The sequence below is a fragment of the Sorangiineae bacterium MSr11954 genome, from assembly GCA_037157815.1.
Lineage (GTDB): Bacteria > Myxococcota_A > Polyangia > Polyangiales > Polyangiaceae > Pendulispora > Pendulispora albinea.
The window spans coordinates 304,986-331,916 of the sequence record CP089984.1 but is presented as its reverse complement, the minus strand read 5'-3'; the positions used below and the strand labels follow the sequence as shown (position 1 = coordinate 331,916).

Genomic DNA, 26,931 nt, shown 5'->3' with positions numbered 1-26,931 from the left:
AAAACTGACCCATCTCGGCCATCAAAAACTGACCCACCCCGCCGCGATGGGGGGCACTCACCGCGTGAGCGCCGGCACCTCCTGGGTCGCTTTGGGTTTGCTCTCGTCAGATCTTGAATCTGTCTTTTTGGTGGCCGCGGCCGGGACACGGTCTCCCGGACCGCGAGTGACGAGGACCTCCGCATGCTGGGCCAGACGGTCCAGGAGTGCGGCCGTCAGCTTGTCGTCGACGAAGACCCGGTTCCATTCACTAAAAGCCAGATTCGATGTGATCACCGTTGCGCACCGTTCGTGCCGGGTGGACAAGACGTCGAAGAGCAGCTCTCCGCCGGCTTTTTCAAACGGTACAAAGCCAAGTTCGTCCACCACCAAGAGTGAAACCCTTCGCAGTCGCTCTTGCAGGCGAGAAAGAGCGCGTGCATCCCGGGCCTCGGTCAGTGCCCGGACCAAGTCGGAGGCGCGGTAAAAGAGCACGTGGTGGCCGCGCTTGATGGCCTCGATGGCGAGCGCGATGGCCAAGTGCGTTTTTCCGGTGCCCACGGGGCCCAAGATCACGATGTTGCGCGCCGTCGGAATCCAGGCACCACGAGCCAAGTCTTCGACGCGGGCGCGTTCGAGACCGTGTGGCCTCCGCCAATCGAATTGCGACATCGTTTTGTGCACGGGCAGACGAGCCGCTCGCATGCGGCGCCCAATCGCGTGCTCGGCGCGGACTGCGAGCTCGGCGTCGAGCAACGCCCGCAAGTACTGCAACGGTGACCAGCCTTCGGCCAGCGATTGACGTCCCAGCGTTTCGCACTCTCGTGCGACGGTCGGCAGCTTGAGTACGCGCGTATGGGCGCGTACGGCGGCCAAGAGCACGTTGTCGGTGCTCATGCCGATGCCCTCTCGAGAAGCACGTCGTAGCGCGATAGGTCGGGCGTCTCGACCGCGTATTCCGATAATGCCAGCGGGACAGCGGCGAGGGTTTCGGTGCGCCTTGTGCGTTGCAGAAAGGGCACCAGCGTACCGCACGCAAGGGCGGTGATGATGGCTCGCTTGACCCGACCGACTCCCTCGCGGTCAGCGCGCTCCAACCACGGAGCCAGTCTTCGTGCAGCTTCGATCAGGTCGGGCGAATACCGATTGCAAAGCGTCTCCCAGAGCTCGGGCCATGGTGAGCCGAATTGTGCCACCAACTCGTGAGCGACCTGGCGCAGAGCTTGTGGCTTGCGCGATAGTGGCAGTAACAAATGCCGATAGTCGATACTTCGGCCACCGAAGGCCACGCGAGGATGGCAGATGGTCTCGTCGCCTTTGGCGAAGGTGACGGTGTCGATGCCTAGGAATAGGTCGACCATCTGACCGCACCACCGACTGGGCACCGAGTAGTGAGCGCCCGCGACGAGGTAGCTGGCGTGGTGGCGAAGCTGCACGGTGCGCACCTGGCGGCCGTCAAAAGGCGCTGGGAGAGGCCGCAGCGCGCTGCGCTCGCGGGCCCAGGCCTCGACGTACATCGGATTGCGCGAATGCTGAGCATCGAGGCGTGCTTGCAAAGCCGTGGTCATGGCGGCAAGTGATTCACCGCGCGGAATGGGCACCAAATGCTGGCGACGTACGTGTCCTCCGCGGCGCTCGACTCCTCCCTTGTCGTGGCCTTCGCCGGGGCGGCAAAAACGTGGCTCGAAGGCGTAGTGGGCGCAAAGCGCGGCAAATCGGGGCCGAAGCAGCCGTGGCGCCCCAACGAGGATCTTGGCCACGGCAGCGCTCAAGTTGTCATAGGCCACGGCGGCCACCACCCCCGCGAAGTAGGTAAACGCCGCAACGTGAGCCGCTAAGAACCAAGTGGCGTCTTGTTGCGCGCAGAGCATGGCGAAGTCGCGCCCTGAGTGCATCAAGCGCATCACGAACATCCACGCCTTCTGGCGAATCCCCGAGGGCTCGACCCACACCTCGAAAAAATCCACCTGTGCGAGCTCGCCCGGCGTGTACACCAGGGGAACAGTCACCTCACGCTCACCGCTCCGGAATTCGGCCACCAATCGCCGCACGGTGCGCTCGCTCGCCGTGTGCCCGTTTTCACGCAATAGCTCCCACAGCCGCTTGGCCGTCAGCCGCTGTTTGCCCGCCGTAAAGGATCGGCGCGCTCGCCAGATAGCCGCGGCCGCCGTGGCCACCTCGTCGCGCACCGGGCTTGGTCGGACCTGTTTTTCTGGCCTTGGAACCGGAATCTTGTTGGCCCTCACGTATCGCCGAATCGTGTTTCGCGACAATCCGAGCTCCCGCGCCACTTCTCGAATCGGAACCCCTTCGCTCGCCACCTTGTGTCGAATCACTGCCACCACGTCCATCGGCACCATCCCCGGACGACGACTCCATCGCCCGCTCGCCTGTCCACCCCTTTCAGGGGTGGGTCAATTTTCCCTGGCCGAAACTGCTCCCCCCCGCGCTTCGCTCCGCCGGGTGGGTCAATTTCTGGTGGCCGTCGTGGGTCAATTTAACGTGGCCGCGTACACCCATCGCGCTTCACGAGAATGACAGCATACTGTCGACATCCGCATCGAAAGGCGCACCGCGAGTTGCCCGCGTCCGGTCGCTCCGTCGTGCGCTATGGTGCGCCCCATGACCGATGCATCGGACGCGGCCGACGCGCTCACCCGACTGACCCTGCTCGTCTTTCGCCTGAACGGCCTCCTCCTCGACCTCGGCGATCGCATGGCAGCCCCCGCCGGGCAAACGAGCGCGCGCTGGCAAGTCCTGGGCGTGGTCGACCACGGCGCGGTGACGGTCGCCGCCGTGGCCCGCACCATGGGCCTCGCCCGCCAGAGCGTGCAGCGCACGGCCGATCGCCTGGCGGCCGATGGACTCATCGTCTACATGGACAACCCGAGCGATCGCCGCGCCCAGCTCATGGCCCTTACTGCCAAGGGACGCAAGGCGCTACGGCGCATCGAGGCCATGCAAGCCGCGTGGGCCCGTTCCCTGGGCAACGCCCTCGGGCCAAAGACCCTCACGCGCACGATCCGCGGGCTCGAAGCTGAAACGACGCCTCGAACGAGCCGAAACGGAAACGAGCTTCGCCGGCGTAACGGACTACGCCACCGCGCGCGAGCGGACGAGCGCGGTGGGGGTGACGCCAAGGACGCGTCGCATACAGCGCGCCATATGACTCTGGTGGGAGAAGCCCGCCTCCAGCACGATTTGGCTGGCGGGGAGATCGCCGCGAAGGAGCAGCGATTTGGCGCGCTCCACCCGCCGCTGGATCACGTATTCGTGCACGGGCACGCCGATGGAGCGCTTGAACAGCGTTTTGAAGTGCGACGCGCTCACCCCCGCCACGCGCGCGAGGGTGGCGAGCGAAAGCTTTTTGTCGAGGTTGGCCTCGACGTAGTCGGCGACGCGTGCCACCTGCATTTGCGAGAGCCCGCCGCGGATCTCGACGGGCGCGCGGTATTGACCGAGCAGGTGCACGGCCAGCGCCATCCCCAGGCTCTCGCTGTACAGAAGACCGTTGGGGAAACCTTTGCGCCGGTCGGCCTCCAGCGCCCACGCGATGTGCTCCATCTGCGTATCGCGAAAGTGGAAGCGCGGCTCGATGCCTGCGCGGGCCGGATCGAGCCCCATGTCCTCGGCAACCAGACGCAAGAGCGACTGCGGCACGCGGAGCTCCACCGAGGAGCTGTCGTCGTCCTCCATCCATATTTCGGAGCTGCCGGCGGGCATCAGGTTCATCTCGCCGCGCGTGCGGACGGAGCGAACGCTGCTCGAATGGCACGACACCCGAACAGGCGCACCTGCATGCACGCTGATGTAGTGGTCGGTCATGGACGGATGGCGGAACTCCCCCGCCACCGTCTTGCGCAGCTCCACCCCCAGCGCGATGCGCGGACGGCGTTCGAGCGGCCGTACTGGAAGATTCTGCGCCCTGGGCTCGCTTCGTAGCTGCTCGTGCATGCAGGGCAAAAGATAGAGCCGCGGCCCCCCCGTGTCATCCCGGTCGCGACCGCGCGAACGTCCAAACATGCTCGCGAATCATCTACGCGTGCGCGACCGCGGTTTTCCCGGGGCTTACGTATTCGGTGCAACAACGCGCCGCGCGGGCCGGACCAACCGAGCCGAACGTGGGGCGCCATTTCACCCGTCCACCCGGAGTCATCGTTCATGAAATCTCGAATTGCAGTTCTTGGGGCAGGGGTCATGGGTTCGGCGCTCGTGCGGGCGTTTCTCGAGCGCGGCTACCCGACCAGCATTTGGAATCGCACCAAGGCCAAGGCCGAGGCCCTCGCGGCCGCAGGCGCCAAGGTCGCGGACACGGTGGACCAAGCCGTGGCCGACGCCGACATCGTGGTCGTCAATGTCAGCGACTACGCCACGAGCGAGCGCCTGCTCCATCCGGACAACGTCGCAAAGTCCTTGCGCGGCAAATTGATCGTGCAAGTTGCCTCGGGCTCGACCCGTGAGGCGCGCGATCTCGCGGCGTGGGCGGAGCAGCACGGCATCGCGTACCTCGACGGCGCCATCATGGCGACTCCGAACTTCGTCGGAACGCCCGAGTGCGTCATCCTCTATTCGGGCGGCACCAACGCGCTCTTCGAATCGAACAACGCCGCCCTCTCCTCCCTCGGCACCGCCGTTTACGTCAGCACCGATCCGGGCCATGCCTCGGCGCTCGACAGCGCGCTGCTCCTGGTCATGTGGGGCTCCCTCTTCGGGACCCTCCAAGGTCTGGCCCTCGTCCAGGCGGAGAAGCTCCCCCTCCAGGCCTACCTCGATCACATCAAGCCGTTCGCAAACCTCGTCCCCGCGTGGGCCGCCGACGTCGTCGAACGGGTCCGCGACCAAAACTTCGCCTCCCCCATCGCGCCCATCAACTCGCACGCTACCGCCGTCGTAGCGCTCCTCGCTTCGAACAAGGAGCGCGGCGTTTCGAACGAGCTGCCGGAGGTCTTCCACCGGCTCTTGCAGAGATCCATCCAAGCCGGCCACGGCGCGGACGACTTTGCGATTTTGAATCGGTTTCTTCGTTGATGGGCTGATTTCGATCCATTCATTACTTGGCTTTTCTTCGCTTCGAAGACTCTCCAATTCGATTATTTGACGATTCTGGTTCGAACAATCCAATGATTCGGCGTCGATGCCCGAGATCTGCGCCTCCAAACTAGGGTGAAGGTGCTGTAAGCCTCGCATCGGAAGGTCGCGCTGCCGGCGCGGGGAATCGGGCACGGGGCCGGATCCGACTCTCCGCGCGTTCAATGTCGAAGAGGTCCGGATCCGCGAAGTGTTCCGATCGCGATTCGCTGAGCCCACGAACAGAACGAACCATGCGTTGGGCTCGGCGTTCGCCGTGCAGTTCGACGCCTTCGTCGACGCGGATGAGAGAGCGCGCAAACCGCCCATGAATCGATGGACGCCGCCTGCACGCGTTCGGCCGATTCGCCGTTCCCCACGGGGCGAGGCGACGCGGGAGCGAGCCCGGAAGCGTAGCGCTTGGAAGGCGGCCCCCCGAGGAACTCGGCGTCACGTGGCCGGCATGCGTATGCGGATACGGGTCGTCGTAAAGCTGGAGCCCCAAATGGGGAGCGGGCCACCATTGACCCCAAGCGGAGGAGCGCGTTGCGCAGGCGTACGAGACGTACGGAGGTAAGTCCGGCGTCGAGATGATGGCACGCTTCAACGGGGACCAAGCGGCGCTCGTGGACCTCGCGAAGCAAGCGCAGCGCACAGGAGTAACCGCCCAAGAAGCGGGCACTCTTCGTCAGTGGGCGAACGAAACGGGGTTGCCTTTCCGCGGACCCGAAGTCCATCCTGGGCGTCCGTTTGGCCAATTTCCGCATATCCACCTTGGACCTATTGATCACATTCCGGTGAACTAATGAACGAGGAGAGACGGTCCTTCACAGTCATGCATGAACCACGAGGAGAGCTGTATCGCGTCCTCATCGAGGAGGCTCTCCAGCATTGCGATCGATTTAGCCTGGTTCAGCGAAGCGAGTGCAGGATCGACGAGTCGGTCGAGAAGCTGCTGTCGGACCTATCCCCCCATCTCCGGCAAGAGCGAACCGTTTCGGAGTGGCCCGGCACGAAACTACTCGACGGCACGGCGACTCTGCGCGAGTACGAGCTATCGGAAGCTAGTGCAGCGATTCTCGGACGAGTCGCAGAGGGGCTTTACGACTGGTGCCAGCCTGCCAGGCTCGAGGATCCCGTCTTTTGGCGTACCTCGGACGGACCATGGCTTGTCACGATCGCGCACGAACGAGACGCCTATTTCGAGATCACGCCGGATGAACGTGAGAAGCTTCTGCGGGCAGTGCCGGCGTTGTCGACGGTGATCGAAGCTGGGTAAGGGGCACATGGTAACATCACGTCCCCTTCGTTGTCGGCGCGGGAGCGTGCGCGGCGGTTGCCCGCGGCCCTGTGTGCGTGGACGCAGAAGCGGTGGCCGAGATCGAGTTTACGGAAGAGGTCATCCGGGAACGCGATGAAAGGATGCACAGTTGACGTCACAGCAAGCTGGTGGCGTTTCTCTGCCTGGGGATCGTCAAAGATTCGCAAGAGCGGTGCGATCGACACCTGCTTCATGAAGCTATCTTCACGAAGAGCCCGTGATAGGGTCGTCCGGTCACGAAAAGTCCACGCTCCCATTCTGAACGATCTGCGCTGGTACGAGGCGAGCGATCCATGAGTAACCCCCTTACCGCAAAAGACGCATCGATCACGGATCAGGAAATGAACCCGTATGGGCCGCCGGTCGCGGAGCCGGCACCGCCGCGGCGAGTCGTTCGACGAGGGCTTTCGACCCGCCTGTACGTGTATGTCGTCGTAGAAATCGGTGGTGTCCTGGTCAATATCGCCGCAATCGCCGGATTCGGTCGCGCCTCGCTCGCATCACTATTGATGTTCGCACGACTCGCGCCCTTCCTCCTCCGGCTTGGATGGCTGCAGCGGCTCTGGGAGAGTCTTCCGCCGGGGCGACAAGTCGTGAGAGGCCGCCCGATGAGCGGGCGCCAAGCAGCGTGGCGAAATCTGATCCCTATTTACAATGTGTACTGGATGTTCGTCGTGTACCCGGGCCTCTGTGATGCCGTCAATGGCATGCTCGGAAAGAAAGGAAGACCGCGTACCGCACCTGCAACTCTCGGCGTGGTCTGTTCCGCCGCCGGTCTCGTATCGTCGCTGGTCCAGCAATTGGGCGCCTTCACCGATGTACCAGCTGGTGCCGCCGTCGAGCTCGTGATGAATTCCGGTATCAGCCTCCTATGGATAGTCTTCATGGTCGGCGTCGAACACTCGCTTTCGCAAGCAAGAGGCAAGAAAGTCGGGTGAGATGCCCGAGTCACGACATACGCCTACGGAATACTCTTACAGCACCGAAATCCGAGATGATAGTTCGTATGGTGCGCCCGATCGAGCGGCTCCACGTGCCAGCGTGGGTCGAAGTTGCAATGATCCGGATAGGCGCCTTTCTTGTTCGGCGTGGTGTCGGGGGCCGGCGCGTTTGGCTCTTTCGCGAGCTCGTCGTAGAACCATGCGCTGCCTTTGAGCTGGGTGACGATGTCGTCGCCCTGCCGGCGGGTCATGATCTCGGCGACATTGCCGTGTTGATCGAAGACGCCGAAGCGTGAGCGGCAGCGCGGATACGAGCCGGAGGGCTCGGTCTCCGTGGCGCATGTCTTCCAGGCGGATTCGGCGTCGCGCGCGATGCAGGTTCGGATATGGCCTTTGGCGGTGTTGCAGATCGCGAGATCGAGCTGCGACCCGTAGGCGTAGCGGAGATCGGCGCCGCCTTCGGGATCGCCGCGGCAGGCCGTGTTCCACTCGAGGTCCGAGCAGAGGCGCTTGCCTTGCTGGGCGCAAACCTGCTTGGCCTCGGATGGCGGCGTCCAGACCAACGGGAGCTCGCAGGCCTTGTTGGGGAACTCGAAGATATCGATGCAGAACGCGGGCGCCTTTCCTTTGCTCCACACGGGGACCATGTTTTCGGCGCCGCACGTGGCGCGCTGCTCGGCGGTTTGAAGGGTGATGCCGCGGAGCCCCTCGAGGCACTTTTCCCGGGTGACGAGGTGGCTCGCGATGGCCTTGTTCCCCTGGTTCATCCGATGGGGCCCCCCGGTGCCGAGGACCTTCTCGAGGAAGCGCTCGGCGCGGGCGCGCTGGCTCTTTTCGCGCGCCGAGCGCGGAGCACTCGCGGCGCTCGCGGCGCTCGGGGCGCCGTCTCCGAGATCGCCGGGCGCGCCGAGATCGATGAGCGCCAAGAGCTCGGCCTTCGTCTCCTTGTGGCTCGACATGGGATCCGAGGGCGCAAGCCCCGGCGCCTCGGCCGCGCCCGAAGCATCGGCACCTGACGCATCGGACGCGCTGGCATCCTCGGGCGCGGATGCATCGGCCGAGGTGCGCGACCGATCGGGCGCGGCGATGTCGAGGCTCGTACCCGCGGGATCGCGCGCATCGCGGGACGGCGGGGCGAGATCGCCTTGTGGGGGCGCGCGTTGGCACGATGCGCTGGCGATGGCCGCAGCCATCGCGCACCTCGCGTACCATTTGGAAATCGCACGCCTTCGCATCGGTAGGAACTCTAGTCGCTCGACCGCCCCAGGTCCGCTTTCTGTGCGATTGTTCAAGCGCGGGGCGCTCGACGGCAGCCGAAAACGGACTTATTACGCAGCCATGAGAAGTCGAACCAGGTCGATTTTGGGCGGCGTCGCGCTCCTGGCGATCACGGTCTCGGGGGTGGGGTGTTCCTCCTCGTCGTCGTCCGGCCCACCGCGCTCGGGCTCCAACCTCGCGCCCTATGACGGACTGCACGTCTGGAGCGAAGGGGGTTATGCCTTCACTGCAACCGTCGACAACAACGATATGCTCGGCTCGGCCATCAGCCTGCACCGCCAGCCTTCGGGGGCCCAATACACCCAAGAAGAGGGCGCAACCGAAGGTCCCTCGTTTCAAGGAACCATCTTCGATCGCCCGGTGAGCGTCTCCTTCAGCGGCTCCAGCGCCCGCGGGATCTTCGGCGGCGCGCCGCTCAACCTCGACGTAGCCGAAACCCCCGAAGGCGGCATCACCGTCCGCGGCCTGGTCGGCGGCGCGCTCTCCGAGTTCGAGGTGAGCCCGACGCGCTGGACCGGACATGTCGGCCCCTGCGGCTACGATCTGACCGGCAGCGGCGGGCGCTACGATGGCTCCCGCAACTGCGGCCGCGGCACCCGGCGCGTGCGCATCGAGATCGGCAAACCCATCTCCGATTGGCCGCCCATCGAGCGCGCCACCTTGCTGGCCTTGGCGTTGCGGCGTTGATGCCCGCCCCGCCGGATCCCGCGGCGCGAGAACCGCTTCTTCCTCGAACCGATCGCGACACCTTATTTTACTAGACGAATCTTGATATATTCGGGCCATGCCCGCCCGAGCCCCGAAGAAGAACCTCCCCGCCCTCCGAGGCGCGGGCGAACGGGTGCTCCTTCGACTCAAAACGCGGGGGGCCGCGCGAGCCGCGGACATCAGCCTCGCGCTCGGCATCAGCGCGGAGGCGGTGCGCCAGTCGCTCGTCAAGCTCGAAGAAGAGGGGCTGGTCACCGTGACCACCGAGCCGCCGCAAGGCGTGGGGCGTCCGACGCAACGATGGTCGCTCACCGCGGCCGGACACGAGCGATTCCCCAACGCCCACGCCGAGCTCACCGTGCAGCTCCTCGACTCCGTTCGCACGGTGCTCGGCAAAGGCGCGCTCGATCGCCTGATCGACGCGCGCGAAAGCCAGATGCGCGCGACGTACGAGCAAGCGTTGGCCGGCGCGGCCGATTTGAACGAGCGCGTCGCGCGCCTCGTCGAGCTGCGCGCGCGCGAGGGCTACATGGCCGAGTACTGGCGCGAGGACGACAGCTTTCTCCTGGTCGAAAACCACTGCCCGATTTGCGTGGCCGCCACCGTGTGCCAGGGGCTCTGCCGCTCGGAGCTGCACACCTTTCGCGCCGTGCTCGAAGCGGATGTGCAGCGCGTCGAGCACATCGTCGATGGCGCGCGGCGGTGCGCGTACCGAATCACGCCCGGCGCCGCGCGCTCACGCAAGATCCGTAAAAAGGGCTAGGCGCGTCATCGCAAGCCCCGAAGCGCCCGCGCCGCCGCGCCGGTCATTTTCCAAGTCGAAGCTTGATATATTCCCCACCTGACCTTACCAAGTGTTTATCTTGGAAAAATAAACGCGCCCCCCGCGGCGCAGCAGGACGGACGCACGCGGCCGCCGGGGCGACCGCGGCATGGCGGCAAGGTGAAACGGGGTCGGGAGCGAGGCATCATGCAGGCGGCGGAGTCGAAGCAAGAAGAACGAGGCTGGGGCGAGCTCGTTGCAGGCGCGAACGCGGTGCGCTCCGTGGCGCTGGCGGGCGGGGTCGCGCTGCACGCGGTCAATGTCTTCATCGCCACCACCATTCTCCCCTCGGTCGTGCAGGACATCGGGGGGCTCGGCTATTACGCGTGGAATACGACGGTCTTCATCGTCGCGTCGGTGGTGGCCGCGGCCACCTCGGCCAAGCTTTTGCGCACGTTGGGGCCGCGCGGTGCGTATGCCGCGGCCGCGATCGTCTTCATGACGGGAACGACCCTCTGCGCGACGGCGACCGTCATGCCGATGATGCTCCTGGGGCGCGCCGTGCAAGGAACCGGTGGCGGCTTTCTCTTGTCGCTCTCGTACGTCATGATCCGCATCGTGTTCGAGGAGGCGCTCTGGCCACGGGCGGTGGCGCTCGTCTCGGGCATGTGGGGCGTCGCGACCTTGATCGGGCCGGCGGTCGGCGGCGTGTTCGCCCAAATGCACGCGTGGCGCTGGGCGTTTTGGTCGCTCTTGCCCGTGAGCGCGCTCTTCGCGTGCCTCGCCTGGTTCGTCATGCCCAGCCGACCCTCGGACGGCCCCAGCGCACCTTCGCCCGTGCCCTTGTTGCAATTGGTCTTGCTCGCCACCTCGGTGCTCGCGGTCTCGATTGGGAGCGTCGATCCCCGTCCGCTCTGGAACGCGGCCGGCCTCGTTGGCGCGGCGGTGCTCATGCTCGCCTTGATCCGAATCGAGTCGCGCGCGGAGGTGCGCCTTCTTCCGCGGGGCGCGCTGCGTGCGAGCACGCCGCTCGGTGCGAGCTACGCCACGATGGCATTGCTCACCGCCTTGATGAACTGCGATATCTTCGTGCCGTATTTCATTCAGAACCTCCACGGTCAGTCGCCGCTGGTAGCGGGCTATATCTCGGCGCTGCTCGCGGCGGGTTGGACCGTCGGCTCCGTCACCAGCTCGAGCTTCACGGGCGCTCGCGCCCGCGCCGTGGTCATCGCCGGACCCGTGCTCGCGACGGTCAGCATGGTGGCCCTTGCGGTGCTGATCCCCACGCCGAGCGGCGGATCGTGGACCGTCTTGTTCCCCATTTGCGCGGCGCTCGGGCTGGTCGGCCTCGGGATCGGCCTTGGCTGGCCGCATATTCTATCGAGCGTTCTTCGAAGCGCGCCCAAAGAGGATCAAGACGTGGCGGCGGCTTCCATCACGACCATCGAAATGTTTGCCACCGCGCTCGGTGCGGCCGTCGCGGGGATGGTCACCAACCTCGCCGGCTTCACCGATCCCGACGGCGAGAGCGGCGCGCGCCACGCGGGCATCGCGCTCTTCATCACCCTTGGCGCCGCCCCTTTGCTCGCGGTCGCCACGGCCGTTCGCGTGGGGCGGACGTCGATGATTCCGTCCGCCTCATCGCCAAGTCACTAGACACCCAAATTTTTCCGCACCAGTGAAATATCGCGCACGGGGCGAACCTCGATACAGCCGGTGCGCGCCCAAGGGAACTGCGCGGCGAGCTCGATGGCCTCCTCCAGGCTGTCGGCCTCGATCAAATTGAAGCCGCCCAGGTATTCCTTGGCCTCGGTGAACGGCCCATCGACGACCATTCGGCGGTTGTTGCGGATGCGAACGGACTTGGCCGTGGAGGGCGCCTCCAGCTGTTGAAAATCGAGCAAGGTGCCTTTGTCCTTGAGCTCGTCCGCGTGGGTGAGGCACGTGCGCATCATCCCGTCGGTTTCATTGGCGGGCAGAGCGTTCAACAAGGATTCGTCGTTGTAAACCAGGAGTAGGAATTTCATGAGCTCCTCCGAGCAGCAGCAACCGTAGCCTGCGCACGTTACCACCAAGCGCGCGCGTCGACTATCGCGCTTGGTGCACGGCGATCGATCCATTCATGGCGCGCAGCGCGATGGGGACACCCCCGCGACCGACGGTTGCCGTGAGCGACTCCGGCCCAAACGAGGACGAGCGGGTGGTCACCGGAAAATCGGTGGTGATGCGCCCGCTCATGGTGGAGGCGGCGAGCTGGAAGTTTGCATTGGGCAAAACCGTCAGATCGATCGAGCCGTTCATCGTCTCGAGGTTCACCGGTGCCGTCGTTTTTGCGAGCGCTCTGGCGACGATGGCTCCGTTCATCGTCTTCGCGGCGATGCGGCCCTCCGTCTCGGCCGTGATGGCCCCGTTCATGGTGACGAGCTCCGAATCGGCGCGCAGGCCGCGGGCCTCGACCTTTCCATTCATCGTCACCCCGACGAACCCCACACCTTGCGGGACCCGCGCTTCGAATGCGATTTCGATCTCGTCGTCGGGGCCATGGGGCCTGGGGCCATGCTCGTGCGAATCCAATGGATCCCGGTGGGGGCGGCAGCTTCCATCCGGCTCACCCTGGAGGAGAACGCAAATCACCACGCCGCCGGGGTGCTCGGCCACCACGATGCGCTGGCTCGCCGGGTTGCCGCGGAGCACCCGCTTGGACGCGCGAACCGCCACCGTTTGCGACGTTCCCCCCGTGACGCGAACCGCGCCATTGAAGCCGTAAATCTCTAGCTTCTTGGGCGCGGCAAGCGCTTTCTCATACCGAAATTCCGGCTCGACGCCACCCTCCGTGCGCGCTGCGCCGGTGGTCTCGTAGGTCGCCGACTCGGGCATTTCGGATCGCGCTCCAGGTGCCGGCAGCGGCGAGGATGGCCCCGCAGGTGCGGCAGGTGACGCGGCCGAAGCCGAGGCCGAAGCTGGGGGCGGCGGCGATCCGGAGCTTGCGCAGCCGAGGGCGGCCCCCACCGATAGAATCGAGATGACGAAGGCAACGGGCTCGTGACGGCAGAGGGGAGGCTTCATGGCGATCTCGTGGGTCCTTCGCATCGGGCCCCGACGAAATTTCACGAGCCCCCAAACGGCCCGTTTTTCTAAATCACGACCGCCACCTCCACGTCACCCTCTTTGTGCAACACATTGACCCCCACGTCCCGCGGATGCCGGTGAAGGAGGAGATCCGTCGTGGTGCCACCGACCCGCAAATTGCGGATCTCGACCCGCGCGAGCGACGCGGGGAGCTGCGGATGATCGAAGCGGATCCGCGGGATCCCCGACGCCGATACGCGGAACGACATGCCAAGGCACGCTTGGAGCACGTAAAACACGCTCGCGCTGGCCCACGCTTGCGGCGAGCACGCGACCGGGTACAAAGTGGGCCCCTCGCCGGGGCGACGCGTGAACCCGCAAAAGAGCTCCGGGAGGCGGTGAAGATCCATGAAGAGGCTCGCGTCCAGCATGGCGCCGAGGATGGCTTGGCTCCCCTCTTTCAAGCCATAGCGCGCAAAGCCTTTGGCGATGAGGGCGTTGTCGTGCGGCCAAATCGAACCATTGTGGTACGACATGGGGTTGTAGCGGGCCTCGCCCTCCGCGATGGTGCGGATCCCCCAGCCGGAGAACGACCTCGGCTCGAGCAATGTCGCGGCGGTGCGCTCGGCGTGCTCTTGGCTCGCGATGCCGCTCCAGAGCACCTGGCCCGCGTTCGATGCGCGCACCCGGCAAGGGCGCTTTTCGCCGTCGAGGGCGAGGGCGTACGTCCCCAAATCTTCGCACCAGAAGGCGCGCTCGAACCGCTCTTGCAGCGCGTGCGCGCTCGCGCGCAACGCCGAGACGCGCGGGCCCTCCCCCAGCGCCTCGGCCAAGTCCGCCGCCGCCAATTTGGCTTTGTAGACATAGCCTTGCACCTCGGCGAGCGCGATCGAGCCCTCGGCGGAGACGCCGTTTCGATGAAATACGGAGTCCTCCGAGTCTTTCCAACCTTGTTGCGCGAGCCCCTTGGCGCTCTTTCGTCGGTATTCGACGAAGCCGTCGCGGTCGGAGTCCCCATAGCGCTCGATCCAGCCGAGCGCGCGCTCGATGTTCGGCCAAATGGCGCGCACCAGCTCGATATCGCCCGTACGGCGGTAATACGCGCCGGCCAGCACGATGAAGAGCGGCGTCGCGTCCACCGTTCCGTAGTAGCGGCCAAATGGGATTTCGCCGAGGGCGGCCAGCTCGCCTTTGCGCGTCTCGTGCAAGATCTTGCCCGGCTCCGCGTCCTGCTCCGGATTTTCGTCGCGCGCTTGTGTCTCCGCCAGGTAAGCGAGCACGCCCCGGGCGAGCGAAGGGTCCACCCATAGGTACTCGAGTGCGGTGAGTATGCCGTCGCGCCCGAAGGGTGTGCTGTACCAGGGCACCCCAGCGTACGGGTAGCCGCGCTCGGGGTTGTGCAAGGTGAGCATGGCCAGATCGGCGCTGGAGCGATGGATCCACTCGTTGAACTGCTCGTTCGACGTGAGCACCCTGGCCCCCTCGGCAGGGGCCTCCTGCAAGGCCCTCTCGGCCTCTGCGCGCAGCGCCACGAAGCTCGCGCGCGCAGGCCGCGGCTCCCTCGGATCGCATGTGATGGCCACATGGATCTCGCTTCGTTCGTTGGGCGCCAGCGCCAAGGCGTACTCGACGTGGTTGGGCCCCAGCCGCGCGGGCACGGGATCGCATTCGATCTCGGTGCGGCGCGTGACCCCGTCGAGGCCGCGGTAGCCCAAGAGGACGCGGTCCGGGCGCAGCTCGGGCTTGAAATCCTCCCCCCTGCGTGGACGGCGAACACCGCGCACCTCGAAGATATCCGCGTAGTCGGCGCCGAACTCGAGCGCCACGCGCAGCGCGACGGGCTTGTTCCCATAATTGGCGATGCGCACGCGGGTATGGCACGTGCCATCGGCCAGCAAGGTCGCGCGAAACGCGTGCACGCTCCCTTTCAGCACCGTGAGCTCGCCTTCCTCGTAGCAATCCGGGGTGGTGAGGTCCACGCCGAGCAGGCTATTGTCTTGCCGCACGCTCGAGCCCAAGAGCATGGGCCGGTGCCCGTTGAGCCGCAGCTCGAGCTGCGACAAGAAGCGCGTCCCCTGGTGGTAGACGCCCTGCTCGCCGGTTCCAATCGGCTGAATGTCACCGAATCGGTCGAAGATGGCGAAGGTCTCGCCGCTCTTCAGCACGCGGGTGCGATCGTCCGTCCGCGAGGAGGTCGCGAGCACGTACCATCGGTCTTCGATGCGTATGGTCTCCATCGCTCTTCATCAGGCTGAATCGGGATTGATCAGGCGACGCGAAGCGATCGCTCGCTCACCGCGTCGAGGCTAGCGTACACCCGGAGGTAATCCTGCGCCATGCGCTGGACCGTAAATCGTTGTTCGAACCCCTGGCGAACGCGGAGGCGGTCGAGCTCGTGGATCCGTTTCACGGCGGCCACGGCACCGTCTTCGTCGTCCACGAGGTAGCCGGTCACTCCATCGCCGATGATCTCGGGGACCGAGCCGCACCGCCAGGCGATGGTCGGCGTCCCGCACGCCATGGCTTCGATCATCACCAACCCGAAGGGCTCGGGCCAGTCGATGGGAAACAGAAGCGCCATCGCGCCGCCGAGGAACTCACGTTTGTCGGACTCGCCAATTTCGCCGACGAATTCGACACCTGGTCCGTTTAGAAGCGGGCGAATTTTATCTTCGAAGTAGCAGGCGTCCACCTTGTCGACCTTGGCCGCGATCTTGAGCGGCACCCCCGCGCGCTGCGCGATCCGAATGGCGCGGTCCGGCCGTTTTTCGGGCGAGATGCGCCCGAGGAACGCCAGGTACGAGCCCGGGCGACGGTGCGGGCGGAGCAGATCGCGCGGCAGCCCGTGGTAAATGGTGGCCCGCCAATTGGACGCCGCGACCGGTGCCCGCTGCGCGTCGGAGATGGAGACGAGCGGCATGTCCGGAAAATGCTCGTGCACGCGCACCGTCTCCGGTAGATCGAGGCGGCCGTGCAAGGTGGTCAGCGCCGGGAGCTTCACGCGGCGCGAGATGGGGAAGTGCCAATAGTCGATATGGAAGTGGATGACGTCGAACTCGGGCGCCGACTCGATCACCTGGTCGAGCATGATCAGGTGGTGCGCGAACGAATCGGCGCACGTAGGATCCAGCCGAAGACCCCGCTCGACCATGGGCTGGAGGCGGGCGCGGGTGACGGAGTCGCCCGCGGCGAAGAGGGTCACGTCGTGACCTTGGCGGACGAGTTCTTCGGTTAAATACGAGACGACCCGCTCCGTACCACCATAGAGCTTTGGCGGTACGCTTTCGAATAGCGGCGAAACCATAGCGATCTTCACGGGACCCTTCCTCTCGACGTCCCCCCGGCCGTCGATTCCTTCGTGGGGACCGAGCTTCGTACCCGCAAGAGGGGCAATCTGTGGCGAGAGTGGCGATCTTGCGCAAAGGAATGATCGCCCCTCCAGCGGTAGAGGCGCTCCGGATGGCGGCCGCCCGAGCAGCACAAGCGCGTACGTCCCGCGATATCGCATCACGCGACAACGATAAATCGATTCACCGATATCTCACTTTCCGCCGGCGACGATTCGAGCGAGCCCAATCGCCTGGTGTCCCGGCGAGGCGAATCCCACATGAGAGAACTGCACGGGCTCCACGTCGCCGTGGGACGGCGCCGTCTTGCCGCCCGGAGATGGATCCGACGGCGACGGCCGCGCGTTGCGAGAATCGTTCGATAGCGTAGGATTCGAGTTTGCGCGAGGCTCGCGCCGTATCCTACCTATGAATCTTACGAAGCCCATTTTCGAACGCCCCACGGTTCTTGCCTCTTGGATGACGTCACGCACCTTCGCCGCGTTGGGCACCTTCGCCATTTCTGCCGCGCTCGCTGCATTCGTTGCGGCGGGCGCAGGCTGCGGATCGAGCGGCGCCACCGCTTCCACATCGCCGGGCGGCTCGCGTCCCGGTGATCCCGATGGGGGCCCATCGGATCCGGGGTGCGATCCGGGCCAACGCGCCGAGTGCCCCATCGTCACGTCCCCCGATGGAAGCGATGCGAGCCCCGGCACCGCGGCGCGGCCCGTTCGAACGTTGAAACGGGCCCTGGCGATGGCGAAAAAGGGGCAGACCATCTCGCTGGGCGACGGCGCCTACGATACCGCGAACGGTGAGCGCTGGCCCGCAAAGGTCGGCGATGGAGTCATCCTCGAGGCCACCACCGCTGGCAAAGCCATTTTGCGTGGGGCGCCCGATGTGGATGGTCTCGTCTTCGAAGGAGCTGGCGCGATTCGCGGCATCACCCTCGGCGCCTTTCGCACCGCCCTCTCGGCGTCCGCCGGCACACTGCACGCTTCGAACATTCGCATCTCCGGCGGGGGCGGCGTTGCGCTCGGGGGGAGCGCGCGCGCCGCGCTGTCGCAAATCACGCTGGACGGCATCCTCGGCGCGGGCGTGCGGCTCGCCGACCAAGCGCGTCTCGAGATGAACCATGGAACGATCCGCGGGACGACCGACCCTCCGCTGGACACGGATGCATGTGCGAATGTCGGCGTGCGGCTGGGGGGTAGCTCCACGGCCACGGTGAACGACGTCACCGTCACGAGCTTGGGCAGCTTTGGAATCGTCGCCCTCGATCACGCCGTCGCCACCTTGAGCAACAGCACGTTGATCCGCACCCCATACCCGCGCGCCTGCGCGAAGTTGGTGCAGATCGGCGTCGCCGACCATGCCGCGCTCACCGTGGAAGGCAGCTCGGTGAGCGACGAAACGGGCATCGGCGCCGTCGTGCGCGACGAATCCGGCAAACTCGAGCTGCGAGCGACGAAGATCGTGCAGTCCGACATCGGCATCGTCAGCAACGGCCGGCTCGAGCTGCAGAAGAGCGTGGTGGAAGAGTGCCGAACGGGCGGCGTTCACCTGGGTGAAAAGAGCTACGCGATCATCGCCGGCTCGACCATCGCCACGTCACCCGGTATTCGAAGCGCGCCGGATTCGACCTTGCTGCTGCGAAAGAGCATGGTCGTGTCGGAGACGGGATATTCCATCCGCATCGAGAACGCGCATGGCGATTTGGGCACCGCCAAGGAGCCCGGGGGAAATCATATCTTCGGAAAAGAGATTGGGCTGGTGGTGGACAGCAAACCCTCGAGCACGACCCTCGTCCAAGCCTCGGGCAATTCATGGCGCCCCAAGGTGCAAGGCTCCGATGTGTATGGCACATATACTGCTCAGCTCGTCGAGGGCCCTCAGATCACGAACGACGGTAATTTTTCACTGAGCGAAGGCTCCGCGATTCAGTTCTAAGCCGATACGTGCACGTTTTGACCCGTTCATGCTGGAACGTGCACGGTTCGTCGGCTAAGGTTGGGTACGCAAAAGGAGCTCCTGTGGCTGCTGCAAATGTACGCCCCGTCATCGTCTTCGACCTGTTTGGAGTGATCGCCCGCAATCAAACGGAGGACGACAAACGCAAGCTGGAACGAATCGCGGGGGTGGCCGGTGATGCGCCGGCCGAAGCTGCATTTTGGAACGTCTATTGGGCATGCCGCCCGCCTTACGATGCGGGGCAATCCAGCCTCGACTATTGGTCGACGGTCACGCGCGAGCTGGGGGTAACGTACTCGAAGGAGATCGTCGCCGCGTTGATCGAAGCGGATCTCGCGAGCTGGTGCGACGTCGACGAGCGCATGGTCGCCCTCATCGCCGAGATCGGAGCGAGCGGGCGCACCATCGGCCTGCTCTCGAACATCATCTTGGATCTGGTGCCCATCTTCGAGGCCAAGCACGGCGGGTGGCTGCGCCATTTCCATGCCCTCACCTACTCGTGCCGGATTGGCGTGGCCAAACCCGATCCGCGCGCATATCGAATTTGCGCGGAGCGGTTGGGCGTGGCCACGTCGGAGGCGCTGTTCTTCGACGACAATGAGCGCAATGTGCTGGCCGCGCGCCAGGCGGGCATGGCGGCCGAGGTGTTCACGTCGCCCGAACAGGTCCGTGAGCGCCTCGGCCTTCCGTGATCGTACGGCCGGCGGAGATCAGGTTCGGTTGATCGAGAGGCCGCCGTCGACGAGGAACGAGGCGCCGGTGGTGAAGGTCGACGCGTCCGATGCCAAGTAAAGGACCGACCGGGCGAGCTCCTCGGGCGTGGCCACGCGCTTGAGGGCGTGCAGGCCCTTCACGAAGCTCTGCGCTTCCTCGGTGCTGTTCATCGCGCGGTAAGCGGGTGTGTCGACCGCGCCCGGCAAGATGGCATTCACGCGGATCCCTTTGGGGCCGAATTCGGCCGCCAGCGCCTGGGTGAGGCCGAGCATGCCCGACTTGCTCGCCGCGTACGCGGCAATGCCGGGCATACCCACCGTGTGGCCGACGAAGGTCGACGTAAAGATCACCGAGCCCGCGCCGCGCTCGAGCATGGCCGGAATTTGGTATTTCGCCCCCAAAAAGGCGCTGGTCAGGTTGGTGTCGAGCGTCTCCTTCCAGCCCTCGAGCGAGATGCCGGTGGTGGGCCCCGCCTCACCGACGACCCCCACGTTGTTGAAGGCGATATCGAGACCGCCGAAGCGGCGCACGGCCACGTCGACCAGCTCTCGGGCGAACGACTCTTCTCGGACGTCGCCCGCCACCGCCACCGCCTCGCCTCCGGCCGCTGCAATCTCCGCGACGAGCTGCTCGAGCTCGGCGCGCCGGCGCGCCCCCACCACGACCTTGGCGCCCTCTTTTGCAAAGAGCTTTGCCGCAGCATGACCGATACCCGAGCTTGCACCCGTGACGATGGCAACCTTGTTGACCAATGCACTCATCTTCGAGACTCACTTTCGTTGAGGTTCGTCCGAGGATGATGGTGCTTCGCGCGTCCCGTCACACTCCGTTTCTTGCTGCGTTATCGGTTCACGATTTCAGGCGGCGTCCGCTGACCGAGATCTGGATCCATGGAACGTCGATGGCGTCCGGCTTGGAGAGAGCCCGATACGCGGCGACTTGATCCGCGGTCAAGCTGCCGTTCTTCACCAAGTGCGGTGCGAATTGCTCGAAGCCCAAGTGCCAGACCTCGTCGGCAGGCTGGCCGAGGCCGATGGTCACCGGGGAGGACACGATGCGCATTTCCCCAATGCCGAAGCTCGCCAGCTTGGCCGGGATACGCCGCGCCCAGTGTCCGTCGCTCCCCTGCGTGGACAAGGTTTGCACGAAGGCGCCGAATACGCGCTTCATCTCCTCGTAAGGAAAGTGCTCGAGCGGAAGGACGTAATAGTCCTCGACCACGATCGACCCGCCGGGTTTGAGCCACGTGACCGCGCGCTTCAAGATCTCGTCCCGCTGCGGGATGTGGGAGAGGACCAGCCGCGTGTGGATCAAGTCGAACGAGGCGCGTGGAAAGCCTTCGCGCACCAAATCGATGGTCGCGATCTCCAAGTTGGGGGCGCGGCCCGCGTCGAGGTAGCGCGGATCGATGTCGGCCGCCACCACGTGCCCTCGGGGGCAGCGCTCGGCCAGCCAATACGCCATGGATCCGGCGCCGGCCCCCATTTCCAGACAGCTCCAATCGATTCGCATGGGCAGGCGCTGGATGATGGCCTTGGACGTGGGATCGGCCCATCGCTCCAACGCTTGGAGCCGCGCGAGCTCCGTAGGTAAGTCTTTGCTGAGGATTCCTGTGCAGTACGGATCGGTGAGCTTGCGGCGCATCGCGCTCCGCTCGGTCGGGTTGCTCTCCATCGCAGTTCCTCCTGACAGAATATGGCCGCGAAGACCGATATTTGGGTGCTTCGCGCGTTACGCGCCTCGCGCAATCCATGCGCCGCGCGAGCAACGGGTCCATGCGACGAGAATGCCCGATTCCCAATTTGGAAATTGCAAGGGCGCTAATCGATATAACGGTCATGATGCAAAAACATCACGGCTCAGTTTTACCCCATGCGGAATTTCGGTCCTTGCACCCGCTCGGTAGGGAAGGTCGTATTCCCCTGAACCTCACGCGTGCCAGCATCTGAACCTTCGATGGCGCGCTCAAACGGGTCATGACGACTTGACAGCCGCGGCCTAAGTAACATAACTCCGCGGTCACACGGCAGTCACACTTCGTGAGCGCTTGTAGTTGGGTAAACACGTTCCAACGTCGAGCTGCCGCGAAAAACATGAGCTGCAGGGCGGGGCCGCATCGTCGTGTCGCGCATTGGGCCCGTGTTCTGCTTTTGCCTTTTAGCCCACGAGTCGACAACGAAATGACAATGGATGTGCACACGACGGCCCACGTCGAATCGAGCGCGTGGGTCGGCAAGTCGTTAACGATGGATGAATTCGACCGCTTGTCCGGTTCCTTGAGTGGAATACCGTTCGTCAAGCTGGTGATCGATCGGCCTGCCGGAGTCATCCATTTCCTCGACAATGCCAAATGGCGATTTCACGTCGAGTACGTCGCAAAGCTCCTCGATATGCCGCGCAAAGAGCTGGAGCGGTCGCTCGACGCGGTGAACCACAGCGTCTACGACGACCCCGATCGGCGCTTTTACTTGGCGATCCTCTCGCGCCACACGCGCTCGAACGGCGAGCCGGGGACCTTCTTTTCCCTGGAGACCACCGAGGCCGACACGATGGACGCGGAGATGCTCCGCTATCTTTATGGCTTCGTCCGCCAATACGTCGATCCGAGCATTCCTCTGGTCGTCAAGCCGGCCAATCATATGCAGGAGTCCTTCCTCCGCGAGATTTCCGCCGAGGAGATGCCGCGCGTGCTGGCGCACGAGCTGTTCTCCCGAGCGCGCGTCATTCCGTTGAACCCTGGCATGGCGCGCGGCCGCCTGCGGCTCTTTCGCAGCACCAAGGAATATCGGGACACGAAGGCGCCGCTGGAGTGGTTCGACATCGTGGTCATGGATCGGGTGCCCGACGACATTCCGCGCGTCTCCGGCATCATCAACACCGCGCAGATCACCCCGCTGTCCCACGTCAATGTCTTGGCGCACGGTTGGAAGATCCCAAACGCCATCGCGCTGGACGCGCGCGAGCGCATCGAGCGGGACGGGCTGGACGGGCATTGGGTGGAATACCGAATCGATCCCTCCGCCGGGGACATTCACCTGCAGCGCATCGAGGTGCCCCCGCAGCTCTCGCAGGCGGAGCTGCCGCGCACCCATGTGTGGATCGACGAGCCGGAGGCGTTCTTCGGGAACATCGTGGGGCTCGAGTCACTGCGGGCGTCGGACCGTTATCAATATGGGACGAAGGCCGCCAATCTGGGCGAGCTGCATCATTTGATCGCGAACGGCTCGCACCGTTTGACCGGCTTCTACCAAGTACCGCGCCCGCCGCGCGCCAATTTGATCGAGTACCTGGCGAGGCAGCTCGAAACGACCCCCGAGGGGGTGAGCGGCGCGGCGCTGCAGCTTTTGCGAAAGTACGTGCGCATCCCGCGCGGCATCGTGCTGCCGTTTGCCTTTCAGCAGCGCTTCTGCGAATCGTCGTGGCGCATTCAGCAGGTGATTGGCAAATTGAAGATGGCCCTCGAGCTCACGGCCGACGATCAGGTGGAGCCGCTGTGCCTGCAGCTGCAGGATCTCATCCGCCGCACCCGCATGCCGGCGAGCATGCGGCACAGCATCGACGCGGCCATCGTGGCGCACCTCGCGGGGGCGGAGAAGTTCGTGGTGCGAAGCTCCTCCAACGCCGAGGATCTGGCGGGGTTCTCCGCGGCCGGGATTTACGAGTCGATCACCCGCGTGAGCAGCGTGGAGACCATCTTGCGCAGCATTCAAGAGGTGTGGGCCTCGCTGGTCTCGCCGCGCAGCGTGCGGCTGCGGCAGCAGGCGGGCATCTCGCTCGACGCCGTCTACATGGGCGTGATCATTCAACAAGAGGTCAGCGCGGATCTGGGCGGGGTGCTGGTGACGACCAATCCCACCAGCGCTGGCGACTTTCGCCACGTGTACATCAATGCCGCACGCCGGTCGGTGAACGCGGTGGTGTCGGGCGATGCGGCACCACTGCAATACTTGTACAACACCATGGAGGGCGGAGGGCGCACCGTATCGCTGGGCGATTCCACCAGCGATCTCGATGACAAAGACAAGACCTTGCTGGGCCGCCTCGCGCTCGTGGGCCGGCTTTTGCAATCACACTTTGCATCGAATTACACCTTTGCCGATCCCATCGACATCGAGTGGATGGCCGGCGAAGATGCGCTGCACATCCTGCAAGTCCGCCCTTACTCGAACTGAAATGAGCTCTACGCCGTCCAAGCCGTCCAAGTCGGACGCGCCCATGCTTTCCATCTCTGCCGCGCCCCCGGGCGTGAGGCGGGTGATCGCCCTGAGCAATGCGTTTCAATTGCTCTTCGGGCTCCTGTTCTGGCTGCCGATCTTCTACGTCTACCAGCGCCGTATCGGCTTGTCGGATCCGCAGATCTTCGGCATTCAGAGCATTTATTACGTCGTCTTCTGTCTGCTCGAGATCCCGACGGGCCTCTTCGCCGATCGCTTCGACTACCGCCGCTCGGTGCGCGCCGGCGCGGTGGTGCTGGCGGTGGCGAACCTCATGCCCATCATCCTGTCGAGCTACACGGGATTCCTCGCGCACTTCGTCCTCATCGCGCTGGCGCGGTCTTTGGTATCGGGCGCATTCAGCGCATACCTGTACGACTATTTGAATGCGCGCGGCGCGAAGGACATCTACCGAGCCGCGGAGGGTCGAGGCCGTGCGTACAGCTTGATCGGCCGCGTAGCCTGTCTCCCCGTCGCGGGGTGGCTTATGGAGTGGCTCCCCGCCGCGCCCTATTGGCTCTCCGCGGCGAGCGCCGCCGGGGCCGCGTTCATCGCGCTTCGTTTGCCGGAGGTCGCCCTCGCGGACGGGAGCTCCGCGCCGGCCGCGCCCGAGCGTTTGCCGATGGCCAGGTTGATGCGTCACGCGCTGCACCAATTGCGCGAGGCGCCGCACCTGCCGATGCTCATGCTCCAAGGCGTGGCGCTCTTTACGTTGGTGCGGATCGTTCAGGTGAACTTGTTCCAGCCGATTCTAGGCTCGAAGCAATTGCCGCTCTCTACGTTCGGCCTGATCATGGCCGGCACCACCGTGTGTGAAATCGCAGGAGCATTCCGCAGCGGGTGGCTGCGGCGATGGTTCTCCAATCGAACCGCGGTGTTCGTCCTCACGTGGACCATGGCCCTGGCCCTGGCGGCGCTGGTGCCCGCGGGCTCCGCCGGCACGGTGGTGGCGCTCTGTGTATTCTCGGTGGCCAGCGGTCTCTCGTTTCCCATTCAGCGGCAGCTGCTCAACGACGCCATCGTCGACTCCACCACGCGCGCGACCCTGCTCTCGATGGAGTCCATCGTCGACCGGGGCGTGTGCGCCGTGGTCGCCGTATTTTTGGGCGACTACATCGCCCAAGGTCGATTGCATGATTTTCTCGTGCGCGCGGCGCTCGCGACCGCGGCGCTGATGGCCCTCACCGCGGTGGGGCTCCGGCTCACCGATCGGCGCGCCGGCCGTGGCGCGCACGGCGAACAGAACCTGCCGGCGTGATCGCGCCGGGCATGAGTGCAAGGCGGACGTCGCCTGCACGGTAGGAGAACCCTCGTGACCACCGTATCTCGCAAACCTCGTATTGCCGTCGTCGACCCTTATTCATCCGGCTATGAAATGGCCCCCGCGTTCGCCGCCCGCGGCATCGGAGCCATCGCCATCCGCACCGCCTTTTCGCTCCCCGAGATGGCGCGCGACAGCTGGGCCCCTTCCCACTTCGACGTCATCCTCGACGGCACCCAGCCGGAAGCCGAGCTGGTGTCCCGCCTGCGGGAGCTCGGGCCGCTTCGCATCTTGGCCGGCAATGAATCGGGGGTGGAGCTCGCCGAGGCGCTGACCGCGCGCTTGCTGCCCCACACCGGCAATGTCCCCGAGCTCACGGCCGCGCGCCGCGACAAATGGCAAACCGCGCTCGCCTTGAGCCGAGCGGGCATCCCCTGTATTCGGCAGATCTGCACGGCCGATCCCGACGCGGTTCGAGCTTGGCTGGCGGAGGCCGCATCCGACGGGCCGCAGCCTTTGGTGCTCAAGCCGCCCAAGAGCGCGGGCACGGACAACGTGCACATCGTGCGCGCCGGCGACGACTGGCAGCCCGTGTTCGCGCGCATCCTGGGCACGACCAATATGATGGGGCTGCGCAACGACGGCGTGCTCGTCCAAGAATACGCGCGCGGCACCGAATACGCCGTGGACACCTATTCGGCCGACGGCGTCCACGGGCTCCTCTCCGTCTGCCGTTACCGCAAGCGCGCGCTCGAGGATCGCCTCGGCATCTACGAAGCCGTCGACTTTCTCCCGCCGGACGCGCCGCGGGTGGCCGAAGTCTACGCGTACGTTCGCCGGGTGCTCGACGCGGTGGGCCTGCGCAACGGCAGCGCGCATGTCGAGGTGATGGACACCGCGCGCGGCCCTCGCCTCATCGAGGTCAACGCGCGCATCTCCGGCGGACACCAGCAGCGACTCACCCGGCTCGCCACCGGCGATTGCCAAATCGATCGCTCCGTGCGCCACGTCCTCGGCGAGCCTCTCGGGGGCGGCTACCGCCTGCTCCACCACGTCACCGTGGCCTACCTCTCCGCCTCCCGCCACGGCATCTGGCGCAACGCCGAAGATCTGCGCAACCTCGCGCGCCTCCCCACCTTCCACGATATCCATCTCGCCTACGGCACGGGCGATCACGTGCCGCGCACGGTCGACGTCTTTACCTCGATCGGCCAAGTCGTCCTCGCGGGCAAAGACGCAAACGCCGTCGACACGGATTACGACGCCGTCCGCGCCTACGAGGCGCGCATGCGCATCGACGCAGCGGCTTGACTCGGCTGCTCTTCCGGCCCCCGTTCAGGCGTTCGCGACGCCGAGCCCCTCGCCGCTCGCGTCGCCATAGGACTCATCGGCGTGCCGGCCGTCCAAAAACAGCGAGCGGAACGCTATTACATGGCTGCGACCCAAGCGCTCGCCGGAATCTGGGATCCACCTCGCCGCGAGATGGTGAGAACGTGACTCCCACGACGAGGGCATGGCCGCCCGCCATGAGGACGGCCCGTCCGACGACGATCACGACAGGAACCTGCGGAGCGTCCATGGCCTGGGGAGCTCTCGCCAAGGGTAGGCTTGAACGTGAGCGAGCAACTCCCTGACGTCCGATTGCGGCCCGGCATCGCATCGGAAGCCGCGCCGTCGCCACGAGCGTGCTCGTCGGGCCGATACGGCCACCTCGGCTCGAGCATCCGGCGATCTCTCGATTTGCAACCGCGCTCGGCACAGGCGCCGTCGGCTTAGCCCGCCCGCGTGGGGCCGCCGGTGGGGCGCATCGAGGCGCGCGCGCAAGAGGTCTCGAGCGCTGGCCTCCCATGTTCAAGTTTGCGGTCTCGTCGTCGCTCATCGCGGTTGGTATGAGCCCTCGGCCGTCGTATCGGCCTCGCCTGCGCACACGCTCGCGGCGGCGATGGGGTCGAGGGGATTCATCGCGGCCGGTATCGTGACGCCCGTATTCGGCGAGCCGGAGCCCGCGGTGGCCGTCGGCTGCTCGTTCGCGCGAGCGATCTCCGTGTCCGGCTCCCCGGAGGCTCCGATGGCGGTCCTGTTTTGTCGGCCATGCTTCTTGGAGTGCTCGAGCTCTCGTCGCCGCAGTCTTTCATCTCCGATGATTCGGATTCCGTTGCACACCGGATCGCGAGTGCCGGGGACCTGACCATAGGTGTTCGTGAAAGGTCCATTTAACCTGCACCGTTGCGCGGTGCCCCGGGTCCTGACGAAACCATACGGAGTCACCCGCTTGGGCATTCGCGATCTGCCCGTGACGGAGGTCGTGTTCGCACTCCT

21 protein-coding genes and 1 pseudogene are annotated in these 26,931 nt (G+C 65.3%); 11 read left to right on the top strand and 11 right to left on the bottom strand.

Features of this window, described 5'->3' with window-relative positions; genetic code table 11:
* Positions 1 to 57: 57 nt before the first annotated feature.
* Both istB and istA read right to left on the bottom strand, forming a co-directional pair.
* Positions 58 to 876, bottom strand: coding sequence for an IS21-like element helper ATPase IstB (gene istB, locus LZC94_01335; GenBank protein ID WXB15922.1), 819 nt, complete (start codon positions 874 to 876; stop codon positions 58 to 60).
* Entirely contained in the window at positions 873 to 2,339 is a 1,467-nt protein-coding gene (gene istA, locus LZC94_01330) for an IS21 family transposase (protein ID WXB15921.1), read from the bottom strand. The genes istB and istA overlap by 4 nt, the downstream gene beginning before the upstream one ends.
* A 355-nt stretch (positions 2,340 to 2,694) precedes the next feature.
* On the opposite strand from istA, the pseudogene LZC94_01325 reads away from it, so the two are divergent.
* Positions 2,695 to 2,823, top strand: a pseudogene (locus tag LZC94_01325) (MarR family transcriptional regulator).
* Between the two features lie 249 nt (positions 2,824 to 3,072).
* Here the strand turns inward: LZC94_01325 and LZC94_01320 are convergent.
* A complete protein-coding gene (locus LZC94_01320) occupies positions 3,073 to 3,933 on the bottom strand; it encodes an AraC family transcriptional regulator (GenBank protein ID WXB15920.1) in 861 nt (286 codons plus the stop codon).
* Positions 3,934 to 4,140: 207 nt separating this feature from the next.
* On the opposite strand from LZC94_01320, the gene LZC94_01315 reads away from it, so the two are divergent.
* Complete coding sequence (locus tag LZC94_01315; protein ID WXB15919.1) at positions 4,141 to 5,007, top strand: NAD(P)-binding domain-containing protein; 867 nt, start codon at positions 4,141 to 4,143, stop codon at positions 5,005 to 5,007.
* A 1,236-nt stretch (positions 5,008 to 6,243) separates the two neighbouring features.
* Here the strand turns inward: LZC94_01315 and LZC94_01310 are convergent.
* On the bottom strand, positions 6,244 to 6,561 hold the full coding sequence (locus LZC94_01310) for a hypothetical protein (protein WXB15918.1): 318 nt from the start codon (positions 6,559 to 6,561) through the stop codon (positions 6,244 to 6,246).
* Positions 6,562 to 6,660: 99 nt separating this feature from the next.
* Here LZC94_01310 and LZC94_01305 point away from each other — a divergent pair, with 99 nt between their 5' ends.
* Complete coding sequence (locus LZC94_01305) at positions 6,661 to 7,305, top strand: hypothetical protein (GenBank protein ID WXB15917.1); 645 nt, start codon at positions 6,661 to 6,663, stop codon at positions 7,303 to 7,305.
* Between the two features lie 23 nt (positions 7,306 to 7,328).
* Here the strand turns inward: LZC94_01305 and LZC94_01300 are convergent, their stop codons facing one another.
* Positions 7,329 to 8,501 carry a formylglycine-generating enzyme family protein gene (locus LZC94_01300; protein ID WXB15916.1) on the bottom strand — a complete coding sequence of 391 codons (1,173 nt, stop codon included), beginning with the start codon at positions 8,499 to 8,501 and terminating at the stop codon, positions 7,329 to 7,331.
* A 145-nt stretch (positions 8,502 to 8,646) separates the two neighbouring features.
* Here LZC94_01300 and LZC94_01295 point away from each other — a divergent pair, with 145 nt between their 5' ends.
* From LZC94_01295 to LZC94_01285, 3 genes are all read left to right on the top strand, one after another.
* Positions 8,647 to 9,273 (top strand): hypothetical protein, encoded by a 627-nt coding sequence (locus LZC94_01295; protein WXB15915.1) that lies wholly within the window; start codon positions 8,647 to 8,649, stop codon positions 9,271 to 9,273.
* A gap of 97 nt (positions 9,274 to 9,370) precedes the next feature.
* Positions 9,371 to 10,057, top strand: coding sequence for a transcriptional regulator (locus LZC94_01290; GenBank protein WXB15914.1), 687 nt, complete (start codon positions 9,371 to 9,373; stop codon positions 10,055 to 10,057).
* Between the two features lie 207 nt (positions 10,058 to 10,264).
* Complete coding sequence (locus LZC94_01285; protein ID WXB15913.1) at positions 10,265 to 11,713, top strand: MFS transporter; 1,449 nt, start codon at positions 10,265 to 10,267, stop codon at positions 11,711 to 11,713.
* Here the strand turns inward: LZC94_01285 and LZC94_01280 are convergent.
* The 4 genes from LZC94_01280 to LZC94_01265 form a co-directional block, all read right to left on the bottom strand.
* Positions 11,710 to 12,084: a YciI family protein gene (locus tag LZC94_01280; GenBank protein WXB15912.1), complete on the bottom strand. Its 375-nt coding sequence runs from the start codon at positions 12,082 to 12,084 to the stop codon at positions 11,710 to 11,712. The genes LZC94_01285 and LZC94_01280 overlap by 4 nt on opposite strands.
* 61 nt (positions 12,085 to 12,145) lie before the next feature.
* A complete protein-coding gene (locus LZC94_01275; protein WXB15911.1) occupies positions 12,146 to 13,123 on the bottom strand; it encodes a hypothetical protein in 978 nt (325 codons plus the stop codon).
* Positions 13,124 to 13,191: 68 nt separating this feature from the next.
* The gene (locus LZC94_01270; protein ID WXB15910.1) at positions 13,192 to 15,363 is read right to left on the bottom strand and encodes an amylo-alpha-1,6-glucosidase; all 2,172 of its coding nucleotides are present in this window, start codon (positions 15,361 to 15,363) and stop codon (positions 13,192 to 13,194) included.
* 29 nt (positions 15,364 to 15,392) lie between these two features.
* Positions 15,393 to 16,442 carry a glycosyltransferase family 4 protein gene (locus LZC94_01265; protein ID WXB15909.1) on the bottom strand — a complete coding sequence of 350 codons (1,050 nt, stop codon included), beginning with the start codon at positions 16,440 to 16,442 and terminating at the stop codon, positions 15,393 to 15,395.
* 490 nt (positions 16,443 to 16,932) lie between these two features.
* On the opposite strand from LZC94_01265, the gene LZC94_01260 reads away from it, so the two are divergent.
* Entirely contained in the window at positions 16,933 to 18,402 is a 1,470-nt protein-coding gene (locus LZC94_01260; protein WXB15908.1) for a DUF1565 domain-containing protein, read from the top strand.
* Between the two features lie 83 nt (positions 18,403 to 18,485).
* Complete coding sequence (locus tag LZC94_01255) at positions 18,486 to 19,115, top strand: HAD family phosphatase (GenBank protein ID WXB15907.1); 630 nt, start codon at positions 18,486 to 18,488, stop codon at positions 19,113 to 19,115.
* Positions 19,116 to 19,133: 18 nt separating this feature from the next.
* Here the strand turns inward: LZC94_01255 and LZC94_01250 are convergent, their stop codons facing one another.
* Together LZC94_01250 and LZC94_01245 are read right to left on the bottom strand one after the other, a co-directional pair.
* The gene (locus tag LZC94_01250) at positions 19,134 to 19,898 is read right to left on the bottom strand and encodes an SDR family oxidoreductase (GenBank protein WXB15906.1); all 765 of its coding nucleotides are present in this window, start codon (positions 19,896 to 19,898) and stop codon (positions 19,134 to 19,136) included.
* An 88-nt stretch (positions 19,899 to 19,986) separates the two neighbouring features.
* Positions 19,987 to 20,811, bottom strand: a complete 825-nt coding sequence (locus LZC94_01245) for a methyltransferase domain-containing protein (protein ID WXB15905.1) — start codon at positions 20,809 to 20,811, stop codon at positions 19,987 to 19,989.
* A gap of 512 nt (positions 20,812 to 21,323) precedes the next feature.
* Here LZC94_01245 and LZC94_01240 point away from each other — a divergent pair.
* The 3 genes from LZC94_01240 to LZC94_01230 are packed head-to-tail and all read left to right on the top strand — an operon-like array spanning position 21,324 to position 25,923.
* Entirely contained in the window at positions 21,324 to 23,309 is a 1,986-nt protein-coding gene (locus LZC94_01240) for a hypothetical protein (GenBank protein ID WXB15904.1), read from the top strand.
* A 1-nt stretch (position 23,310) separates the two neighbouring features.
* Positions 23,311 to 24,609, top strand: a complete 1,299-nt coding sequence (locus tag LZC94_01235) for an MFS transporter (GenBank protein WXB15903.1) — start codon at positions 23,311 to 23,313, stop codon at positions 24,607 to 24,609.
* Positions 24,610 to 24,663: 54 nt separating this feature from the next.
* Positions 24,664 to 25,923 (top strand): ATP-grasp domain-containing protein, encoded by a 1,260-nt coding sequence (locus LZC94_01230; GenBank protein WXB15902.1) that lies wholly within the window; start codon positions 24,664 to 24,666, stop codon positions 25,921 to 25,923.
* Positions 25,924 to 26,931: the final 1,008 nt, after the last annotated feature.